This window comes from Bradyrhizobium sp. SZCCHNRI20481 (genome assembly GCF_032485055.1).
Classification (GTDB): Bacteria; Pseudomonadota; Alphaproteobacteria; order Rhizobiales; family Xanthobacteraceae; genus Bradyrhizobium.
Window position 1 is genome coordinate 115,601 of record NZ_JAUEUE010000008.1, and the last position, 16,790, is coordinate 132,390.

At 66.1% G+C, this 16,790-nt stretch carries 15 protein-coding genes; 6 read left to right on the plus strand and 9 right to left on the minus strand.

Translation table 11 applies throughout. The features are described from left to right. Nucleotide 1: 1 nt before the first annotated feature. Nucleotides 2-1,972 carry an ABC transporter ATP-binding protein/permease gene (locus tag QX132_RS15045; protein ID WP_316161723.1) on the minus strand — a complete coding sequence of 657 codons (1,971 nt, stop codon included), beginning with the start codon at nt 1,970-1,972 and terminating at the stop codon, nt 2-4. A 242-nt stretch (nt 1,973-2,214) separates the two neighbouring features. Between QX132_RS15045 and QX132_RS15050 the strand changes: the two genes are divergently transcribed. Then, nucleotides 2,215-2,817 (plus strand): TIGR00730 family Rossman fold protein, encoded by a 603-nt coding sequence (locus QX132_RS15050; protein ID WP_315739659.1) that lies wholly within the window; start codon nt 2,215-2,217, stop codon nt 2,815-2,817. A 3-nt stretch (nt 2,818-2,820) separates the two neighbouring features. Here the strand turns inward: QX132_RS15050 and QX132_RS15055 are convergent, their stop codons facing one another. The 4 genes from QX132_RS15055 to cysS form a co-directional block, all read right to left on the minus strand. Then, complete coding sequence (locus QX132_RS15055) at nt 2,821-3,198, minus strand: VOC family protein (protein WP_315739658.1); 378 nt, start codon at nt 3,196-3,198, stop codon at nt 2,821-2,823. 120 nt (nt 3,199-3,318) lie between these two features. Next, nucleotides 3,319-4,932, minus strand: coding sequence for a citramalate synthase (gene cimA, locus QX132_RS15060; protein ID WP_316161724.1), 1,614 nt, complete (start codon nt 4,930-4,932; stop codon nt 3,319-3,321). Next, nucleotides 4,929-5,432, minus strand: coding sequence for a GNAT family N-acetyltransferase (locus QX132_RS15065; protein WP_315776894.1), 504 nt, complete (start codon nt 5,430-5,432; stop codon nt 4,929-4,931). Before QX132_RS15065 ends, cimA begins: the two co-directional genes overlap by 4 nt. A 113-nt stretch (nt 5,433-5,545) precedes the next feature. Beyond that, entirely contained in the window at nt 5,546-6,955 is a 1,410-nt protein-coding gene (gene cysS / locus QX132_RS15070) for a cysteine--tRNA ligase (protein WP_316161726.1), read from the minus strand. A 389-nt stretch (nt 6,956-7,344) separates the two neighbouring features. On the opposite strand from cysS, the gene QX132_RS15075 reads away from it, so the two are divergent. After that, nucleotides 7,345-7,653, plus strand: coding sequence for a hypothetical protein (locus tag QX132_RS15075; RefSeq protein WP_315739652.1), 309 nt, complete (start codon nt 7,345-7,347; stop codon nt 7,651-7,653). 153 nt (nt 7,654-7,806) lie between these two features. Next, nucleotides 7,807-8,961: a DUF2865 domain-containing protein gene (locus tag QX132_RS15080; protein ID WP_316161728.1), complete on the plus strand. Its 1,155-nt coding sequence runs from the start codon at nt 7,807-7,809 to the stop codon at nt 8,959-8,961. Between the two features lie 22 nt (nt 8,962-8,983). Here the strand turns inward: QX132_RS15080 and QX132_RS15085 are convergent, their stop codons facing one another. From QX132_RS15085 to QX132_RS15095, 3 genes are read right to left on the minus strand one after another with little or no spacing between them, the layout of a single operon-like run. Next, nucleotides 8,984-10,372 (minus strand): nitrilase-related carbon-nitrogen hydrolase, encoded by a 1,389-nt coding sequence (locus QX132_RS15085; RefSeq protein WP_316161729.1) that lies wholly within the window; start codon nt 10,370-10,372, stop codon nt 8,984-8,986. Nucleotides 10,373-10,384: 12 nt separating this feature from the next. Continuing rightward, a complete protein-coding gene (locus tag QX132_RS15090; protein WP_315714514.1) occupies nt 10,385-10,738 on the minus strand; it encodes a diacylglycerol kinase in 354 nt (117 codons plus the stop codon). Further along, entirely contained in the window at nt 10,738-12,126 is a 1,389-nt protein-coding gene (locus QX132_RS15095) for a class II 3-deoxy-7-phosphoheptulonate synthase (RefSeq protein ID WP_315758944.1), read from the minus strand. The genes QX132_RS15090 and QX132_RS15095 overlap by 1 nt, the downstream gene beginning before the upstream one ends. Nucleotides 12,127-12,296: 170 nt before the next feature. Between QX132_RS15095 and QX132_RS15100 the strand changes: the two genes are divergently transcribed. Then, nucleotides 12,297-13,169: an alpha/beta fold hydrolase gene (locus QX132_RS15100; RefSeq protein ID WP_410052863.1), complete on the plus strand. Its 873-nt coding sequence runs from the start codon at nt 12,297-12,299 to the stop codon at nt 13,167-13,169. A gap of 699 nt (nt 13,170-13,868) precedes the next feature. Further along, the gene (locus tag QX132_RS15105; protein ID WP_315739646.1) at nt 13,869-14,603 is read left to right on the plus strand and encodes a metallophosphoesterase family protein; all 735 of its coding nucleotides are present in this window, start codon (nt 13,869-13,871) and stop codon (nt 14,601-14,603) included. Between the two features lie 45 nt (nt 14,604-14,648). Here QX132_RS15105 and QX132_RS15110 read toward each other — a convergent pair whose 3' ends face one another. Next, nucleotides 14,649-14,789 (minus strand): hypothetical protein, encoded by a 141-nt coding sequence (locus QX132_RS15110; RefSeq protein WP_315739645.1) that lies wholly within the window; start codon nt 14,787-14,789, stop codon nt 14,649-14,651. A gap of 194 nt (nt 14,790-14,983) precedes the next feature. Between QX132_RS15110 and QX132_RS15115 the strand changes: the two genes are divergently transcribed. Next, nucleotides 14,984-16,690, plus strand: a complete 1,707-nt coding sequence (locus QX132_RS15115; RefSeq protein WP_315797633.1) for a jacalin-like lectin — start codon at nt 14,984-14,986, stop codon at nt 16,688-16,690. Nucleotides 16,691-16,790: the final 100 nt, after the last annotated feature.

Genomic DNA, 16,790 nt, shown 5'->3' on the forward strand with positions numbered 1-16,790 from the left:
ATCATTCGGCGGCACTCGCCACCTGGCCGGTCCGATCGGGCCCGACCGCGTCCGGCTCGCTCCGATCCGGCGGATTGCGGTTCGGCGCCGCCGCATCGTCGCCGATCTGCGCCAGTTTTTCGCGCGCCTCCTCGGCCTCGCGCTGCCGGTTCCACATCCCGGCATACAGCCCGCCTTTGCCCAGCAGCTCGGCATGGGTGCCGCGCTCGGCAATGCGCCCCCGGTCGAGCACGATGATCTCATCGGCCGCCACGATGGTCGAAAGCCGGTGCGCGATCACGAGCGAGGTGCGATTGCGCGACACGCCATCGAGCGCCTCCTGGATCTCGTGCTCGGTATGACTGTCCAGCGCCGAGGTCGCCTCGTCCAGCACGAGGATCGGTGGCCCCTTCAGGATGGTGCGGGCAATCGCAACGCGCTGCTTCTCCCCACCGGAGAGCTTGAGGCCGCGCTCGCCCACCTGCGTCTCGTACCCCTTCGGCGCCATCCGGATCAGACCGTCGATCTGCGCGAGGCGGGCCGCCTCCTCGACGGCGGCGTCGTCGGCATCCCAGCGTCCGTAGCGGATGTTGTAGCGGATGGTGTCGTTGAACAGCACGGTGTCCTGCGGCACCATGCCGATCTGGGCGCGCAGCGACACCTGGGTGACGTCACGGATGTCCTGCCCATCGATCAGGATGCAGCCGCCGGAGACGTCGTAGAGGCGAAACAGCAGCCGCGAGATGGTCGACTTGCCGGCACCTGACGGACCCACGATCGCGACCGTCTTGCCGGCCGGCACCTCGAAGCTCAGGCCCTGCAGGATCGGCCGCTCCGGCTCATAGGCGAAGCGGACGTCCTCGAAGCGGACATGGCCGGAGGTCACCACCAAAGGCGTCGCCCCGGGTGAATCCTTCACCTCGGCATCGCGCGTGAGCACGCCGAACATCTTCTCGATGTCGATGATCGCCTGCTTGATCTCGCGGTAGACCATGCCCATGAAGTTCAGCGGCTGGTAGAGCTGGATCATCATGCTGTTGATCATGACGAAGTCGCCGACCGTGTTGCGGCCCTGGCGCACGCCCTGGGCGCACATCAGCATCGCCACCGTCAGCCCGATCGTGAAAATCACGGCCTGCCCGGCGTTGAGCACTGCGAGCGAGGTATAGGTCTTCACGCTGGCGCGCTCGTAGCGCTCCATGGAACGGTCATAGCGCTCGGCCTCGCGCGCCTCGGCGCCGAAATATTTCACCGTCTCATAGTTCAAGAGCGAGTCGATCGCCTTGGTGTTGGCGTCGGTGTCCGAGTCGTTCATGCGGCGCCGGATCTCGATGCGCCATTCGGTCGCGATGTAGGTGTAATAGAGATAGGCTGCGACCATGGTGAGCGTGACCAGCACGTAGCGCCAGTCGAACTGCCAGAGCAGCACCGCCGTCAGCAGCGAGACCTCGACGATGGTCGGGATCAGCTGCAGGATCACCATGCGCACGATGGTCTCGATCGCGTTGCGGCCGCGCTCGAGCACGCGGGTCAGGCCGCCGGTCTTGCGCTCCAGGTGAAAACGCAGCGACAATTCGTGCATGTGGACGAAGGTGATGGTCGCGAGCTTGCGCACCGCATGCATGGCGACGCGGGCAAAAATACCATCTCGCCACTGCGTCAGCACCGCCATCAGGACGCGCATCCCGCCGTAGCTTGCCGTCATGACGAGCGGTGAGGCCACCAGCCAGAACGCCCAGTTGGCGGGCGCAATCGGCGCGGTGTTGGCGCCGGTCAGCGCGTCGGTCGCCCATTTGAAGGTGAAGGGCAGGACCAGCGTCGCGACCTTCGCCACAATCAGCAGCACCACCGACCATAGCACGCGCATCTTCAGGTCGGCGCGATCGCTCGGCCAGATGAAGGGCCACAAATGGCGCAGCGTGCCGGCCAGCGTTCCCTGCTCGAGGGACGATGGCTGGCCGGCGGCTGGTTCGGAGGAGGAATCGGGCGGCATCTAACGTTCTGGAACAGCGAGTGTCTCGGCATGTTGTGATGCCGGCGTTGCTGGTCATATAGAGTGTCCGGGCGCCGGATGCACCCGTGCGTCGGCGGATTCCGTTGCCGCGGCGCAGTATTTGCATACTCCATTCCCAGGCAAATGGATCCATCCAGTCCGCATCATTCCGTGAAAGCCCGCGAATCCACGCCCTCCGCCCTCGTCTTGACGCCTTTCAACTGCAGTGTCACATCCGTCCAATGACTGAAATCCGCACCGTCTGTGTCTATTGCGGCTCCGGCCCCGGGACCAATCCCAGCTTCATCGAATCAGCGAAAGCGCTCGGCAAGGCGCTCGCCGAGAACGGCGTCAGGCTCGTCTATGGCGGCGGCTCCATCGGCATGATGGGCGCGGTTGCCAAGGCGGTGCTCGACCATGGCGGCGACGTCACCGGCATCATTCCGGACTTCCTTGTGAAGAAGGAAGTCATGATGCCGCTGAAGGATCTCATCGTCACGCCCGACATGCATGAACGCAAGCGGCTGATGTTCGAGCATTCCGATGCGTTCGTGGCGCTGCCCGGCGGCATCGGCACGCTCGAGGAGCTGGTCGAGCAGTTGACCTGGAAACAGCTCGGACGCCACGCCAAGCCGGTGCTGATGGCCAACATCGACGGCTTCTGGGAGCCGCTGTTCTCGCTGCTCGCCCATATGCGCGAGACCGAGTTCATCCGCCCCGGCTTCTCGATCGAGCTCTTGAAGGCCGAGCGCGTCGAGGACATCCTGCCGCGCCTGCGCGCGGCCGCCGCCGGCATCGCCAGGGAAGAGACCGAAATGGCACCGGAGATCGCCAAGCGGCTCTGATCCCTACTCCGCGGGAAATGTGACGGCTTCGATCCGGTTGCCGTCGGGATCGAGCACGAAGGCGGCGTAGTAGCGCACGCGATCATGCGGCCGTAGCCCAGGCAGGCCGTCTGAAACACCGCCCGCCTCCAGCGCCGCCGCATGGAATGCATCGACCTCGGCGGTGCTCCTGGCGCGGAAGCACAGATGCGAGCCGGTGTCGGACGATACCCGCGCCATCGCGGGACGCAGATTGATCCAGAATTCCGGATAGGCCTTGCCGAAGCCGATGGTCGCCGGGCGCGCGACCAGGCGCGTCATCCCGAGCGGCGCCAGCGCGAGCTCATAGAAGCGGGCGCTGCGGGCGAGATCGCTGACGCCGACGGAGACGTGGTCGATCATGCGTTACCTCCTGCCCTCTCCTCCGTCATTGCGAGGAGCAGAGCGACGAAGCAATCCAGACTCGATCCGCGGAAAGACTCTGGATTGCTTCGCTTCGCTCGCAATGACGGATACACCATCTCACCCCGGCGCGCCTGACTTCACCAGCTTGTAGAATACCGAATCCATCAGCGCCTGGAACGACGCATCGATGATATTGGGCGACACGCCGACCGTGGTCCAGCGCTCGCCCTTTTCGTCCTCGCTCTCGATCAGCACGCGCGTGACCGCCTCGGTGCCGCCATTGAGGATGCGGACGCGATAGTCGATCAGCTTCAGACCATCGATATAGCCCTGGTACTTGCCGAGATCCTTGCGCAGCGCGACGTCGAGCGCATTGACCGGACCGTTGCCCTCGGCCGCCGAGATCAGCCGCTCGCCGGCGACGTCGACCTTGACCACGGCCAGCGCCACCGTGACGCGCTCGCCAAGCGCGTTGTAGCGCTGCTCGACATTGACGTCGAACTGCTCGACCCGGAAGTACTCGGGCACCGAGCCCAGCGTGCGCCGCGCCAAGAGCTCGAACGAGGCGTTGGCGGACTCGTAGGCATAGCCCGCGGCCTCGCGCTCCTTCAGCTCCTCGACCAGCCGCGTCAGCTTCGGATCGCTCTTGGTGAAGGGAATGCCACCACGCTCCAGCGCCGCGATCACGTTGGAACGGCCCGCCTGGTCCGATACCAGCACCTTGCGACGATTGCCGACGCTCTCGGGCAGAATGTGCTCATAGGTTTGTGGATCCTTGAGCACGGCCGAGGCATGAATGCCGGTCTTGGTCACGAAGGCGCTCTCGCCCACATAGGGCGCGTGGCGGTTCGGCGCGCGGTTCAGCATGTCGTCGAGCGTCCGCGAGACCTTCATCAGCCCGGCGAGCTGCTGGTCGGAGACGCCAATCTCGAAGCGATCCGAGAACTCCGTCTTCAGCTTCAATGTGGGGATCAGCGAGCACAGATTGGCGTTGCCGCAGCGCTCGCCGAGCCCGTTCAGCGTGCCCTGGATCTGGCGCACGCCGGCACGCACCGCAGCCAGCGAATTCGCCACCGCCTGTTCGGTGTCGTTGTGGGCGTGGATGCCGAGGTGATCGCCCGGCACGTGCTTGACGACCTCGCCGACGATCGCCTCGATCTCGTGCGGCATGGTGCCGCCATTGGTGTCGCACAACACGACCCAGCGCGCGCCGGCCTCATGTGCCGCGCGTGCGCAGGCCAGCGCGAACTCCGCATTCTCCTTGTAGCCGTCGAAGAAATGCTCGCAGTCGAGCATCACCTCGCGCCCCGCAGCCTTTGCAGCCGTCACGCTGTCGCGGATCGAGGCGAGATTCTCTTCGTTGCTGGTCTCCAGCGCGACGCGCACCTGATAGGCGGATGACTTCGCGACGAAGCAGATCGCGTCTGCCTTGGCCTCCAGCAACGCCGCTACGCCCGGATCGTTGGATACCGAGCGTCCCGCCCGGCGCGTCATCCCGAAGGCCGTGAAGCGGGCGTGGCCGAGTTTGGGCTTGGCGGCGAAGAACTCCGTGTCGAGCGGATTGGCGCCGGGATAGCCGCCCTCGACATAGTCGATGCCGAGATCGTCGAGCATGCGCGCGATGGCCTGCTTGTCGGCCAGCGTGAAATCGACACCGTTGGTCTGCGCGCCATCGCGCAGGGTGGTGTCGAACAGATAAAGTCGTTCCCTGCTTGTGCCTGCCGTGCTCATGCCTGTGCTCCCCCGGAGCCGAGCGTCTTCTTCATCGTCGTGTTGGCGAGCCACTCGCCGTTGATGGAGACGCTGTTGCGCTGCTGCGCGACGTAGCCGCGCTTGCGGAAGAATTCGACCGCCGTGTCGCTGGCGTCGACCGACAGACCGGTCGTGCCGCGCGCGCCCGCCAGCTTTTCCAGCGCGTCGCATAGCAGGGCCCCGACGCCCTGCCCCGCCGCGTTCGGATGGACATAGAGCATGTCGATGTGATCGTTTCCCTTCAGCGCGGCGAAGCCGACCGGCGAGCCCTGCAGGGTCGCAATCAAGGTGAGCTCGGACGCCAACCTTTTGCCGAAGCCCGTCTCATCGTCCACAGCGGAAGCCCAGGCCTCCTGCTGCTCCTCGCTGTAATCGTCACCGGTCAGCTCCTGGATGCTGGCGACGAAGATCGCGGCCAGAACCGGCGCATCAGCGGGAAGAAACGGCCGCAGCGCGGGCCTCGGGAGAGCCTGTCCCATGCGTCACCACATGCCGTAGAGTTTCGTGACCAGCGCCACTGCGCCCGCGATCAGAACCAGCTTGAGCAGGATGTAGTACAGCCAGTGCCGCGGAAACGGCGTGTCGGGCTTGCTCATCGCGCGATCTCCCAGGTCGTCACCGGCTTGCCGTCGGCGCCCTTGCCATCCTTCAACACGACACCCATCGCCGCGAGCTCGTCGCGGAGGCGATCGGACTCCTTGAAGTCCTTGCGCGCGCGAGCCGCGGTGCGCTCGGCGATCAGGCTTTCGACCTTGGCGGCGTCGACGCCTTTGGCCTGCTGCTTTCGCGCCTCCCATTGCGCGACGGTTTCTGACAGGAAGCCCGCAAAACGAAGCGAGCCTGCAAAGGCAGCGCGATCCATCTCGCCGCCGGACGCCGCACGGCTCCGCAACGCGTGCAGCTCTGCGATCATCAGCGGCGTGTTGAGGTCGTCGACGAGGGCGGCGATGATCTCACGCTCCGGCTGCTCGCCCGGCGCATCGGCCGCGACGCAATACCAGTCGTCGAGCGTCTTGGCACTCTCCTCCAGGCCCTTGACCGTCCAATCCGCCGGCGAGCGATAATGCATCTTGAGCATGTTGAGGCGCAACACCTCTCCGGGCCAGTCCGCCAGCAGGTCTCGGATGGTGACGAAGTTGCCGAGGCTCTTCGACATCTTCGCGCCCTCGACCTGGACGAACTCATTGTGCAGCCAGTAGTTCGCCATCACGGACGTGCCGTGCGCGCAACGCGACTGCGCGATCTCGTTCTCATGATGCGGGAAGATCAGGTCGAGCCCGCCGCCATGGATGTCGAAGACCTCACCGAGAAAGGCCGCGCTCATCGCCGAGCACTCGATGTGCCAGCCCGGCCGTCCGCGGCCCCACGGGCTGTCCCAGCCCGGCTCGTCCTCCGACGATTGCTTCCACAGCACGAAGTCGGCGGGATTCTTCTTGTGCGCATCGACGGCCACGCGCGCGCCGGCGAGCTGCTCGTCGAGCCTACGACCTGATAGCGCGCCATAGTCCGGCATCGACCGGGTGTCGAACAACACCTCGCCGCCCGCCTCATAGGCGTGGCCACGCGCGATCAGCTGCTTGATCAGGGTCACCATATCCGCCTTGCCATCAGGGCGCGGCAGCACGAACTCGGTGGCGCGTGGCTCGAAGGTCGGCGGCAGACTGCCGAGCGCAGCCGCGTCGCTGTGGAACTGATTGGCCGTCACCTCCGTGACCTTGCGGATCGCCTCGTTCAGCGGCAGTCCGGGAAAGTCGCGCGCAGCGCGCGCGTTGATCTTGTCGTCGACGTCCGTGATGTTGCGGACGTAGGTGACGTGATCCTTGCCATAGAGATGCCGCAGCAGCCGGAACAGCACGTCGAAGACGATCACGGGCCGCGCATTGCCGATATGGGCGAAGTCGTAGACCGTCGGTCCGCAGACATACATGCGGACATTGTTCGGATCGAGCGGCACGAAGGAGCGCTTCTCCCGCGACGCGGTGTCGTACAAACGCAAGTCCATGGTCCGTCCCCGAATGCCCTGTGCTCACCGCCCCGCCGGACCGACAGTCCATGACGAAGCGCAACGGGTGTCCTACGCCGCACGACCGCCCGCGAGCGGGCCGCCACGGCACGAATCACGCTTCCGACCTGCCGGCCGGGCGTCCTGATCATCTCTGTTGAGAAAAGACGGCCTCAGCCAGCGAATCGCTAGCGCGTAATCTCGCGGCAAATGCAGCAGATGGCGAGGAAACCGTTCATGAAACTCACCATGCTGCAGCCGGCTGTCTCCGTCAAGAGCCGCAAAACGGCCGTTTTCACTGCCCAAATGCTCGCGCCCCGCCTCATGGTTAATCATTCTTAACCTTTTGGGCCTAACCATGAGTTGTCTCCTACACCCACCGGTGCACCATGCGAATCTCCTCGGCGCTGCTCGCCTGCTGTGTTCTCCTCGCCGCCGCGACCACCGCCACGGCGGAGAGCCGCATCTTCATCATCGCCAACGAAGCCGACGGCTACGGCGTCGACCAGTGCCTCGCCAAGGGCGACCGATGCGGTGCCTCGGCCGCGCGGTCGTACTGCCAATCACGGGATTTTGCACAGGCCTCCTCCTATCGCCGCGTCGACCCCGATGAAATCACCGGATCGGTGCCGAAAGCTGGCGCAAACTGTGCCCACGGCGGCTGCAGCGACTTCGTCGCGATCACCTGCCAGCGCTGAGACGGCCGGGAACGGCTGTTCCCGCCACCCCGGCGCCCCGGAAACGACGTGACGATGCCCGACAAAGCGGCTATGGGATGCCCGCCGCTGCCGCGATTTTTCCGAATTCTGTGCTAGTCCCGCGGCTGCACCCATGGACCGGAATACCGCATCTTGATCGCATCCTTGTCTCCGCGCCTGTTGGCCGTCTCTGCGCTGCTCGGATTGACCCTGACCGGCTCGCACGCCCTGGCGCAATCCAGCTCCGAGTCCTATGCGCAGATGCCGCCGGGCCAGCCCGGGCCGCAGGCCGGCGTCAATCCGATCTGCCCGCGTCTGGAAGCGCAGCTCGCCTCGATCGATCGCGGCGGTGGCGGCGATCCCGCGCGTGAGGACCAGATCCGGCGTTATCAGGACGCGGCCGCCAAGCAGCAAGGCGAGCTCGACCGCGTCAGCATGCAGGCCAAGCGCATAGGCTGCGACAGCACCGGCTTCTTCTCGCTGTTCAATGGCCGTTCCGCGGAATGCGCTCCGGTCAACAACCAGATCCAGCAGATGCGAACCAATCTCGACCAGATCACCAACAGCCTGGAGCGGCTGCGCGGCGGCGGGTTTGGTGGTGAGCGCGACAATCAGCGCCGCTCGGTGCTGGCAGCGCTCGGCCAGAACAATTGCGGCCCGCAGTACCAGCAATATGCCAACGCCAATCGCGGCGGCGGCGGCAACTTCCTGACCAGCCTGTTCGGCGGCGGCGCCGACAGCAATCCGGCCGCATCGCTGCCCCCGCCGAGCGCCGATCTCGCGGCGCCGCAGGGCACCTACCGGACCGTGTGCGTACGTAGCTGCGACGGCGCCTATTTCCCGATCTCGTTCGCCACCGTTCCCGGCCGCTTCGCCGACGACGAGCGCGCCTGCAAGGCGCAATGCCCCGCCGCCGACGCGACGCTGTTCACCTATCGCAATCCCGGCGAGGACATGAACCAGGCGGTCTCGGTCAACGGCCAGCCCTACACCGCGCTGCCGAACGCCTTCAAGTATCGCACCGAGTTCAATCCGAGCTGTTCCTGCAAGGCCGCGGGACAGACCTGGGCCGACGCGCTGAAATCGATCGATGACAAGGCCGCAGCCGAGCAGCAGGGCGACATCATCGTCACCGAGGAGAGCGCCAAGCGGATGCAGCAGCGCCAGACCGGTAAGCCGCCTGCGAACGCCGCCCGGAAGGGTGCCGCGCCGGCCGAGGCCGCAGCGCCCGCGACCGCGGACACCACGGGCGCCGGTGGCGACAAGCAGATCCGCACGGTCGGACCGACTTTCATCCCGGCGCGCTGAGCGAGATCGCCGGGTCATCGGGTCATCCTTCGAACGCATCTGAGAACGCGCGGCCAGCGAGATCGGGCGATATGACTTCGCCCGACGGTCCCAGCGCGTTCGCAGGCTTCCAACGATTGCGCAGCGCTGCGAGACGAACGATCTCGGCCTGGGACATGTCGTCGAATGGAGCGACACCGCCGATCGCGTCACCGATCTCACAGCCATATCGGTCCGACCTCTTGAGCGGCACGGCGGCGAGCGCACCGGAGAGGCTCGCCAAGCCCAGCAGCAGCGTGCCGCGCACGCGCGCCAGGAGATCGTGACGGGCGCCGCTCGCCAGCGGACCGGGCAGAACCGTTTCGAAGCCTGCCACTGCCGCCGTGATCGGCAACACCTCGGCGGTGACGCCGAGCCGCGCCGCGATTGCAATAGCCCGCGCCTCCTGCGGCATGTCGGGCCCGGACAGCACCACGCCGCGAACCCTCGCAGCTCCCAGCGCATCGACGGCCATCGCCAATGACAGCGCGGATTCGATGCCTCCGGTCAGGCCGAGCACGATGCCGGTGAAGCCGCGCTTCTCGACATGGTCGCGCAGGCCGAGCACGCGGGCCGCGTAGTCCGCCTCGTCGCCCTCGATCAGCGTGGTGACCGGTCCCCGGCACTGCCAGCCATCGTCTCCCCTGCTCCATGCCAAGGTCGTGACTTCAGCGACGAAGCCCGGGAGCTGTGCCGCCACCGAGAGATCGGCGTTCAGCGCAAAGGACGCGCCGTCGAACACCTCGCCATCCTGACCGCCGACCTGATTGAGCCAGACGAGCGGCAGATCGCTTTCGGTGACGCGCGCCACGGCGGCCGACAGGCGCCGGTCGCCGCCGCTGCGCAGGTAGCATGAGCGGCTCGGCACGACGATGAACTCGGCCCCGGTTTCCGCCAGCGTCTCGATGACGTTTTCGTCGTTCGAGGATTCTTCGATCGAGATGTCGTCGCCGATCGCGACGCCGATGCGAACGCCCCGCACGCTGAGCGGGCCGGCAGCCGGGCCGCGCGTGAACAGGCGCTTCTGATCACCATCGGGCAGGTTGGCCTTGAAGCGCGTCGCGGCGATGCGGCCGGCATCGAGCAGCGCGCAGGCGTTGTAGAGCTTGCCGTCCTCGTTCCAGGGCGTACCGATCAGCACCGCCGGCCCGCCATCGGCGGTCTCGCGCGCGAGAGCCTCGATCGCGGCCTGGCACGCGGCCTGAAATGCCGGCTGCAAGACGAGGTCCTGCGGCGGATCGCCCGCAATGAACAACTCCGGCAGCACCACGAGATCGGCGCCATCGGCCGAAGCCTTCGCACGCGCCTCGCGCGCCTTGGCGACGTTGCCGGCGATGTCGCCGACCGTCGGGTTGAGCTGGGCCAGCGTGACCCTGAAGATGTCAGCGACCATCGCTCAACTCATTCAAAGCAGCCCAAGCCGCTCGGCGATCGCGAACAGCCAGAAGCTGCCGGACATCAGCAGCGCGACGCCGACCGCGGCCGAGCCGAGATCCTTGACCCGGCCGATCTGCAGATCATGCTCCGTGGTGAGGCGGTCGGCGAGCTTCTCGATCGCGGTGTTGAGCAGCTCGACCACCAGCACCAGCACCACCGCGCAGACCAGCTCGACGCTGCGCATCGGCGTCGCGCCGACGACATAGGCCAGCGGCAGCGCCAGCAGGAACGCGACCACCTCCTCGCGCACCGCCTGCTCGGAGCGGAGCGCGAAGGCCAGGCCGTTGCGCGAGTTGACCGTCGCGCGCCACAGACGCAGCATCAGAAGCCCGCGACGGCCGGCATCGGTGCGGACTTGCCGCCGCGCTGCTGCTTCAGCAGCTCGGCGATCAGGAACGCCATGTCGATCGACTGCTCGGCATTGAGCCTGGGATCGCACACCGTGTGATAGCGGTCGTTGAGATCCTCATCGGTGATCGCCCGCGCGCCGCCGATGCATTCGGTGACGTCCTTGCCGGTCATCTCGAGATGGATGCCGCCGGCATGGGTGCCCTCCGCGGCATGCACCGCGAAGAACGCCCGCACCTCGGATACAATGCGATCGAACGGCCGCGTCTTGTAGCCCGAGGTCGAGGTGATGGTGTTGCCGTGCATCGGATCGCACGACCACACCACCTTGCGCCCTTCCCGCTGCACCGCGCGGATCAGTCCCGGCAGATGATCGCCGACCTTGTCGGCGCCGAAGCGGTTGATCAGGGTCAGCCGGCCCGGCTCGTTGTCGGGATTGAGGATGTCGATCAGCTTCAGCAGCTCGTCCGGCTTCAGCGACGGGCCGCATTTCAGGCCGATCGGGTTCTTGATGCCGCGGAAATACTCGACATGGCCGTGATCGAGCTGCCGGGTGCGGTCGCCGATCCAGATGAAATGGCCCGAGGTCGCGTACCAGTCGCCGGTGGTGGAATCGACGCGGGTGAAGGCCTGCTCATAGCCGAGAAGCAGCGCCTCGTGGCTGGTGTAGAAGTCGGTGGCACGCAGCTCCGGATGGCTCTCGAGGTCGAGGCCGCAGGCGCGCATGAAGTTGAGCGCCTCGGAGATGCGGTCGGCCAGCTCCTTGTAGCGGCGCGACTGCGGGCTATCCTTGACGAAGCCGAGCATCCATTGATGCACGCTGCCGAGATTGGCGAAGCCGCCGGTGGCGAAGGCGCGCAGCAGGTTCAGGGTCGCCGCCGACTGCCGGTAGGCGTCGAGCTGGCGGCGCGGATCGGGAATGCGCGCCTCGGGCGTGAAGGCGGTGTCGTTGACGATGTCGCCGCGATAGCTCGGCAGCTCGACGCCATTGATCTTCTCGGTCGGCGACGAGCGCGGCTTGGCGAACTGGCCGGCGATGCGGCCGACCTTCACCACCGGCACCGCGCCGGCATAGGTCATGACCACGGCCATCTGCAGCAGCACGCGGAAGAAGTCGCGGATGTTGTTGGCGCCGTGCTCGGCGAAGCTCTCGGCGCAGTCGCCGCCCTGCAGCAGGAAGGCCTGGCCGGCCGCCACCCGCGCCAGCGCCTTCTTCAGGTTGCGCGCCTCGCCGGCGAACACCAGCGGCGGGAAGGTCGCAAGCTGCGCCTCGACCTCGGCCAGCGCCTTCTGGTCGGGATAGTCAGGCACCTGCTGCACCGGCTTGGAACGCCAGCTCTCCGGGCTCCAGCGCTCGGTCATGGCTTCAACTCCCTTGCGAATACCGCGCGTTCATCCCCTACTGCGGCGCGCGCCTTATACACAGCCTGCCTCCGCGCCGCCACTTGGAATTTAAGGCGCAGACACAAGGGCTTGCACCGCAAGCCGAATTTGACTTTGCTGCGGCTCGGCGCGTGATGGGAGGACGAGGCGTGGGCGAGACGGGATCCAATGGCGTTTCGAGTGAGGATCTGACCATTACGGCCAGCGACGGCTTTGAGCTCGCGGGCACCCTGTTCGCGCCGCGCGGTACACCCGCGCATGCCGTGCTGATCAATTCCGGGGCGGCGATCCCGCGCCGAATCTATCGCGGCTTCGCAGCTCATCTTGCCCAACAGGGTTGCGCGGTTCTGACCTACGACTATCGCGGGATCGGCGGCAGCCGTCCCCTCTCCCTGAAGGGCTTTGCGGCCTCGATGACCGACTGGGCCGCACTCGACATCACCGGCGCGGTCGGTTGGATGCGTGCGCGCTATGGTGCGCTGCCGCTGCGCTATGTCGGCCACTCCTTCGGCGGCCAGACGCTCGGCCTGCTCGCCAACAACACCGAGGTGTCGCGCGCCCTCTTCATCGCCTCGCAGGCCGGCTATTGGAAGCTCATGGCCCCGGGCGAACGCTGGCGCGTGGCGACGATGCTCAACGGCGTTGGCGTCCCGCTGACTCATGCGCTGGGTTACACGCCGGGCTGGAGTGGCGTCGGCGAGGACCTGCCGAAGGGTGTCTTCCTGCAATGGGTGCGCTGGATCATGAGCCCGCGCTATCTGTTCGATGACGCATCGCTGCCGCTTGCCAACTACGCCAACTTCAAGAGTCCCGTCCGGGCGCTGTGCCTCGCCGACGATCCCTGGGCGACGCGGCCGGCGGTCGAGCTGCTGTGCGCTGGTTATACGGGCACGACGCCGGAGCTGCTCAGCATCGCGCCGCAGGACGTCGGCGCGTCCGCAATCGGCCATATGGGCTTCTTCCGCGCGGCGCATCGCGACACGCTGTGGCGCAGCGCGACGGAGTGGCTGCTCGAAAGCTGACGCGATTGGTTCGTCATGGCCCATGAGCGAGCGCTCCCGCGGCAGGTGCTGCCCGAGCTGTGCTGATGTCGTTCACCCTCATCAAGTCGGAGGGCGCAGGGAATGCCGGGTGAAGGCCTCACCCATGGCCCGCCTGCGGAAGAAAGTGCAGGCGGCAGGTACCACAGGTGCAGCCGATCAACCGGCATTCCCCGCGCGACAGTCTTAACGCTTATACGCAGTCTGCCTGGTGCGCCGGGCTTGTTGGCCACCATGCACGCAACGCGCTTACGCGCCTTGCGTGGGACACCAGCATCGGGGTGTCAGCACGCTGCGACTTCACGTCCGCGCCAAGCCGTTCGTCCGCGTGTCCGAAGACACGCTGCGGCTTACTCGCGGCCATCGCTCCCCGCCCCGCGTGTCGTGACGATCGCGCGCAACGCCCCTCCGAGTGAGGCGGGATGCGCACAATAGAGCATGATTTCTGATATTCGTAAAGAAGAATCTTCGTCGGAACGACCGCTTTTGCCGTCGACAGAACCGCGAGCGTAGCGACATCCGGCCTCGGCCCACTGATTGTCGTCCTCATCCGCAGCGTGCTACTGATCGTGCCAAGCGCCGATTTGACCATCAGCTTGCGGGCGCGTCTCAAAGTGCAGCTAAAGCGAACGGTTCATTGCATGGCAACGCCCTGCCCGCCGTTCCTGAACGGAGGCTCTCATGCGGTTTGCGGCCATCGCCGACATCCACGGAAATTGCGACGCGCTGGCGGCCGTGCTGGCCGACATCGCTTCGCTTGGCATTGATGACGTCGTCAATCTCGGCGACCATCTCAGCGGCCCGCTCGCGCCGATACAGACGGCCGAGATGCTGATGGCACGCGATTTCCCGTCGGTCAGGGGCGATCAGGACCGGCATATGATCGATCGGCATCGTGCCGGAGATTTGTCCCGCGGGGACGTACGTGCGCTCCGGCAGGAGCAAGTCGCGTGGCTGGCGGCACAGCCGGCGACGTTGCTGTATCGCGATGAGGTGTTCCTGTGTCACGCCGCCCCGGACGACGATGCGGCGTTCTGGCTCGAAGGGATCACGGAGGGCGACACACCGCGTCCAAGCAATCTTGCCAGCATCGAAGCGCGGGCCGCCGGCATCGATGCCTCGCTGATTTTGTGCGGGCACAGCCACATTCCGCGCATCGTCCGGCTCGGCGATGGCCGGCTGATCGTCAATCCCGGCAGCGTCGGGCTGCCGGGCTATCGGATCTCCACGCCCAAGCGCTATCACGTGCAGACTGGCACGCCGGACGCCTGCTATGCGATCGCAGAGCGCCGAGATGGATGCTGGTCATTGACGTTTCGCTACGTGCCTTATGACGGCACAGCGATGGCCGCCCTTGCCCGACGCGGCGGCCGGCCGGACTGGGCCAACGCCATCGCGACGGGATGGGTGGAGTGATCGGCCATCACCCGCAATGCTCAGCAAGCAACGACGTCCCTCCCGTCAGACGGCCAGCAGCAGCCCTGACGCCAGCAGAATGCTCAGGATGATCTTCCTGAACAGCGCGTCGTTGATCTCACGGAAGACAAGGACGCCCAGCGAGCCGGAAGAAGCGGGGTTGGTCGGCCTTTCTCCGCTCGTCATCCCGAACCGCCACTATGGCCGCCGACGATCGGAGAGCGCAGGCGAAAGGGCCGTGCGGAAGCGCAGCAACTCCAGCTTGCACCCGCTGTTCCGACACGCCGCGCAGAGAACATGCATCGATCCGTCATCAGGCCGACACGCGACAGATGATATCGCGCGCCCCGTTATCCGGCATCATCGAGGGGATTCGACCAATGACACTTCGCCTATGGGCGGGCGCAATCGCGCTTGGATGCGCCAGTCTGCTCGGCAGCGCGCTACACGCAGCCGACGGAACGTTCAGCACGCTGACCTACAACGTGGCGGAAACGCCGACCGCCTATAACGGCGGCAGCGACGCACATTCGCGCGTGATCAGCTGCTACCTGCGCCAGTTCGGCATCGTCAACGTGCAGGAGGATTTTCTCTGGCACGCCGCGCTCTATGACACCTGCGACAACCATCCGTATCGCACGCCGACCTCGGGCACGGCCGGAATCGGCGACGGCATGAACACGCTCAGCACCTACGCGTTCGACGATCTCGATCGCGTCACCTGGACCAAGCGGGCCGATTCCGACGCGCTGACGCCGAAGGGATTCTCCCTGGTCCGCACCCGCCTCGCCGAGGGCGTCTATCTCGACTTCTACAACCTGCACGCCCAGTCCGGCACGTCCTCCACCGATCTCGCCTATAGCGAGTCCGACGTGGTGCAGATCCTGAGCTACATCGAGGCGAATTCCGCCGGCAATGCCGTCATGGTGATGGGCGACACCAACACGCGCTACACGCGGGCCGGCCAGAACATGTGGGAATTCCTGCATCACGGCTTCAGCGATGCCTGGATCGAGACGATGCGCGGCGGCAGCGTGCCTCCGATCGGCGCTGCATTGGTCTGCGGCGATCCCCAGACGGCACGGCCGGATTGCGAGATCGTCGACAAGGTGCTGTGGCGCAACAACGGCGTCCTCAACCTGCAGGCCACGTCCTATGTCGACCGGCAGGACGCGCTCGATTCGAGCGGCGCGCAGCTCTCCGACCATCACCCGATCGAGGTGAAGTGGAGCTTCTCGACGGCCGCGAACCGCAGGCTGAGCGATCAGTTCGGCGGCCCGCATGGCACGAGCTACAATGATTCATCGGCGCTGCCCGCCGATCCCGCGGTCAGCAAGCTGACCATCCGCACCGGAAGCCGGGTCGACCAGGTCGAACTGACGCTCTCCAACGGCTATGTCTACAGCCATGGCGGCACCGGCGGCACGGCGCAGAGCCTGACGCTCGGCAGCGGCGAATATCTCACCTCGGTCGGTCTGTGCAGCGATCAGTACCAGGGCCATACGCGCATCTTCCGGATTGCGTTCACCACCAGCACGGGCCGCACGCTGGCGGGCGGCACGACCACCGCGACCTGCACCAGCTACGCCGCGCCGAGCGGCTGGCAGATCACCGGCTTCCATGGCCGGTCCGGTGACGGGATCGACAAGCTCGGCGTCGTCTACGCGCCGGTCTCCAGCGCCGCGCCACCATCGCGCCAGCCTGTCCGCATCGTCAACCGCACGTCCGCGCTGTGCATGGACGTCAATGGCGGCGCGATGGCCGACGGCACGGCCGTGATCCAGTGGTACTGCACCGGCGCCGCCAACCAGACCTGGAGCTACGACGACGCCAGCGGCATGATCCGCAGCATGCAGGATCCGCACTACTGCCTGGACAACAACGGCACCTATGGCGATGGTGCACAACTGATCATCTGGACCTGCACCGGCAACAACAACCAGCGCTTCCGCTATGATGCTGCGACCGGCACGATCGCGCTGCGCAGCTATCCGGTCGAGGTCGTCAGCCAGAACGGCACCTCGGTCGGCAACCAGCTGCTGACCGCCGCGGCAGCGGGATCTCAGCTGTGGACGCTGACGCCCTGATCGCATCGTGACGCAGCGGTGATCCGGGCGGCATGCCGTCCGGATCACCCGATCGATCATCAAGGATGAAGCTTGCGCTTGACCGATCGATAACCGTTCG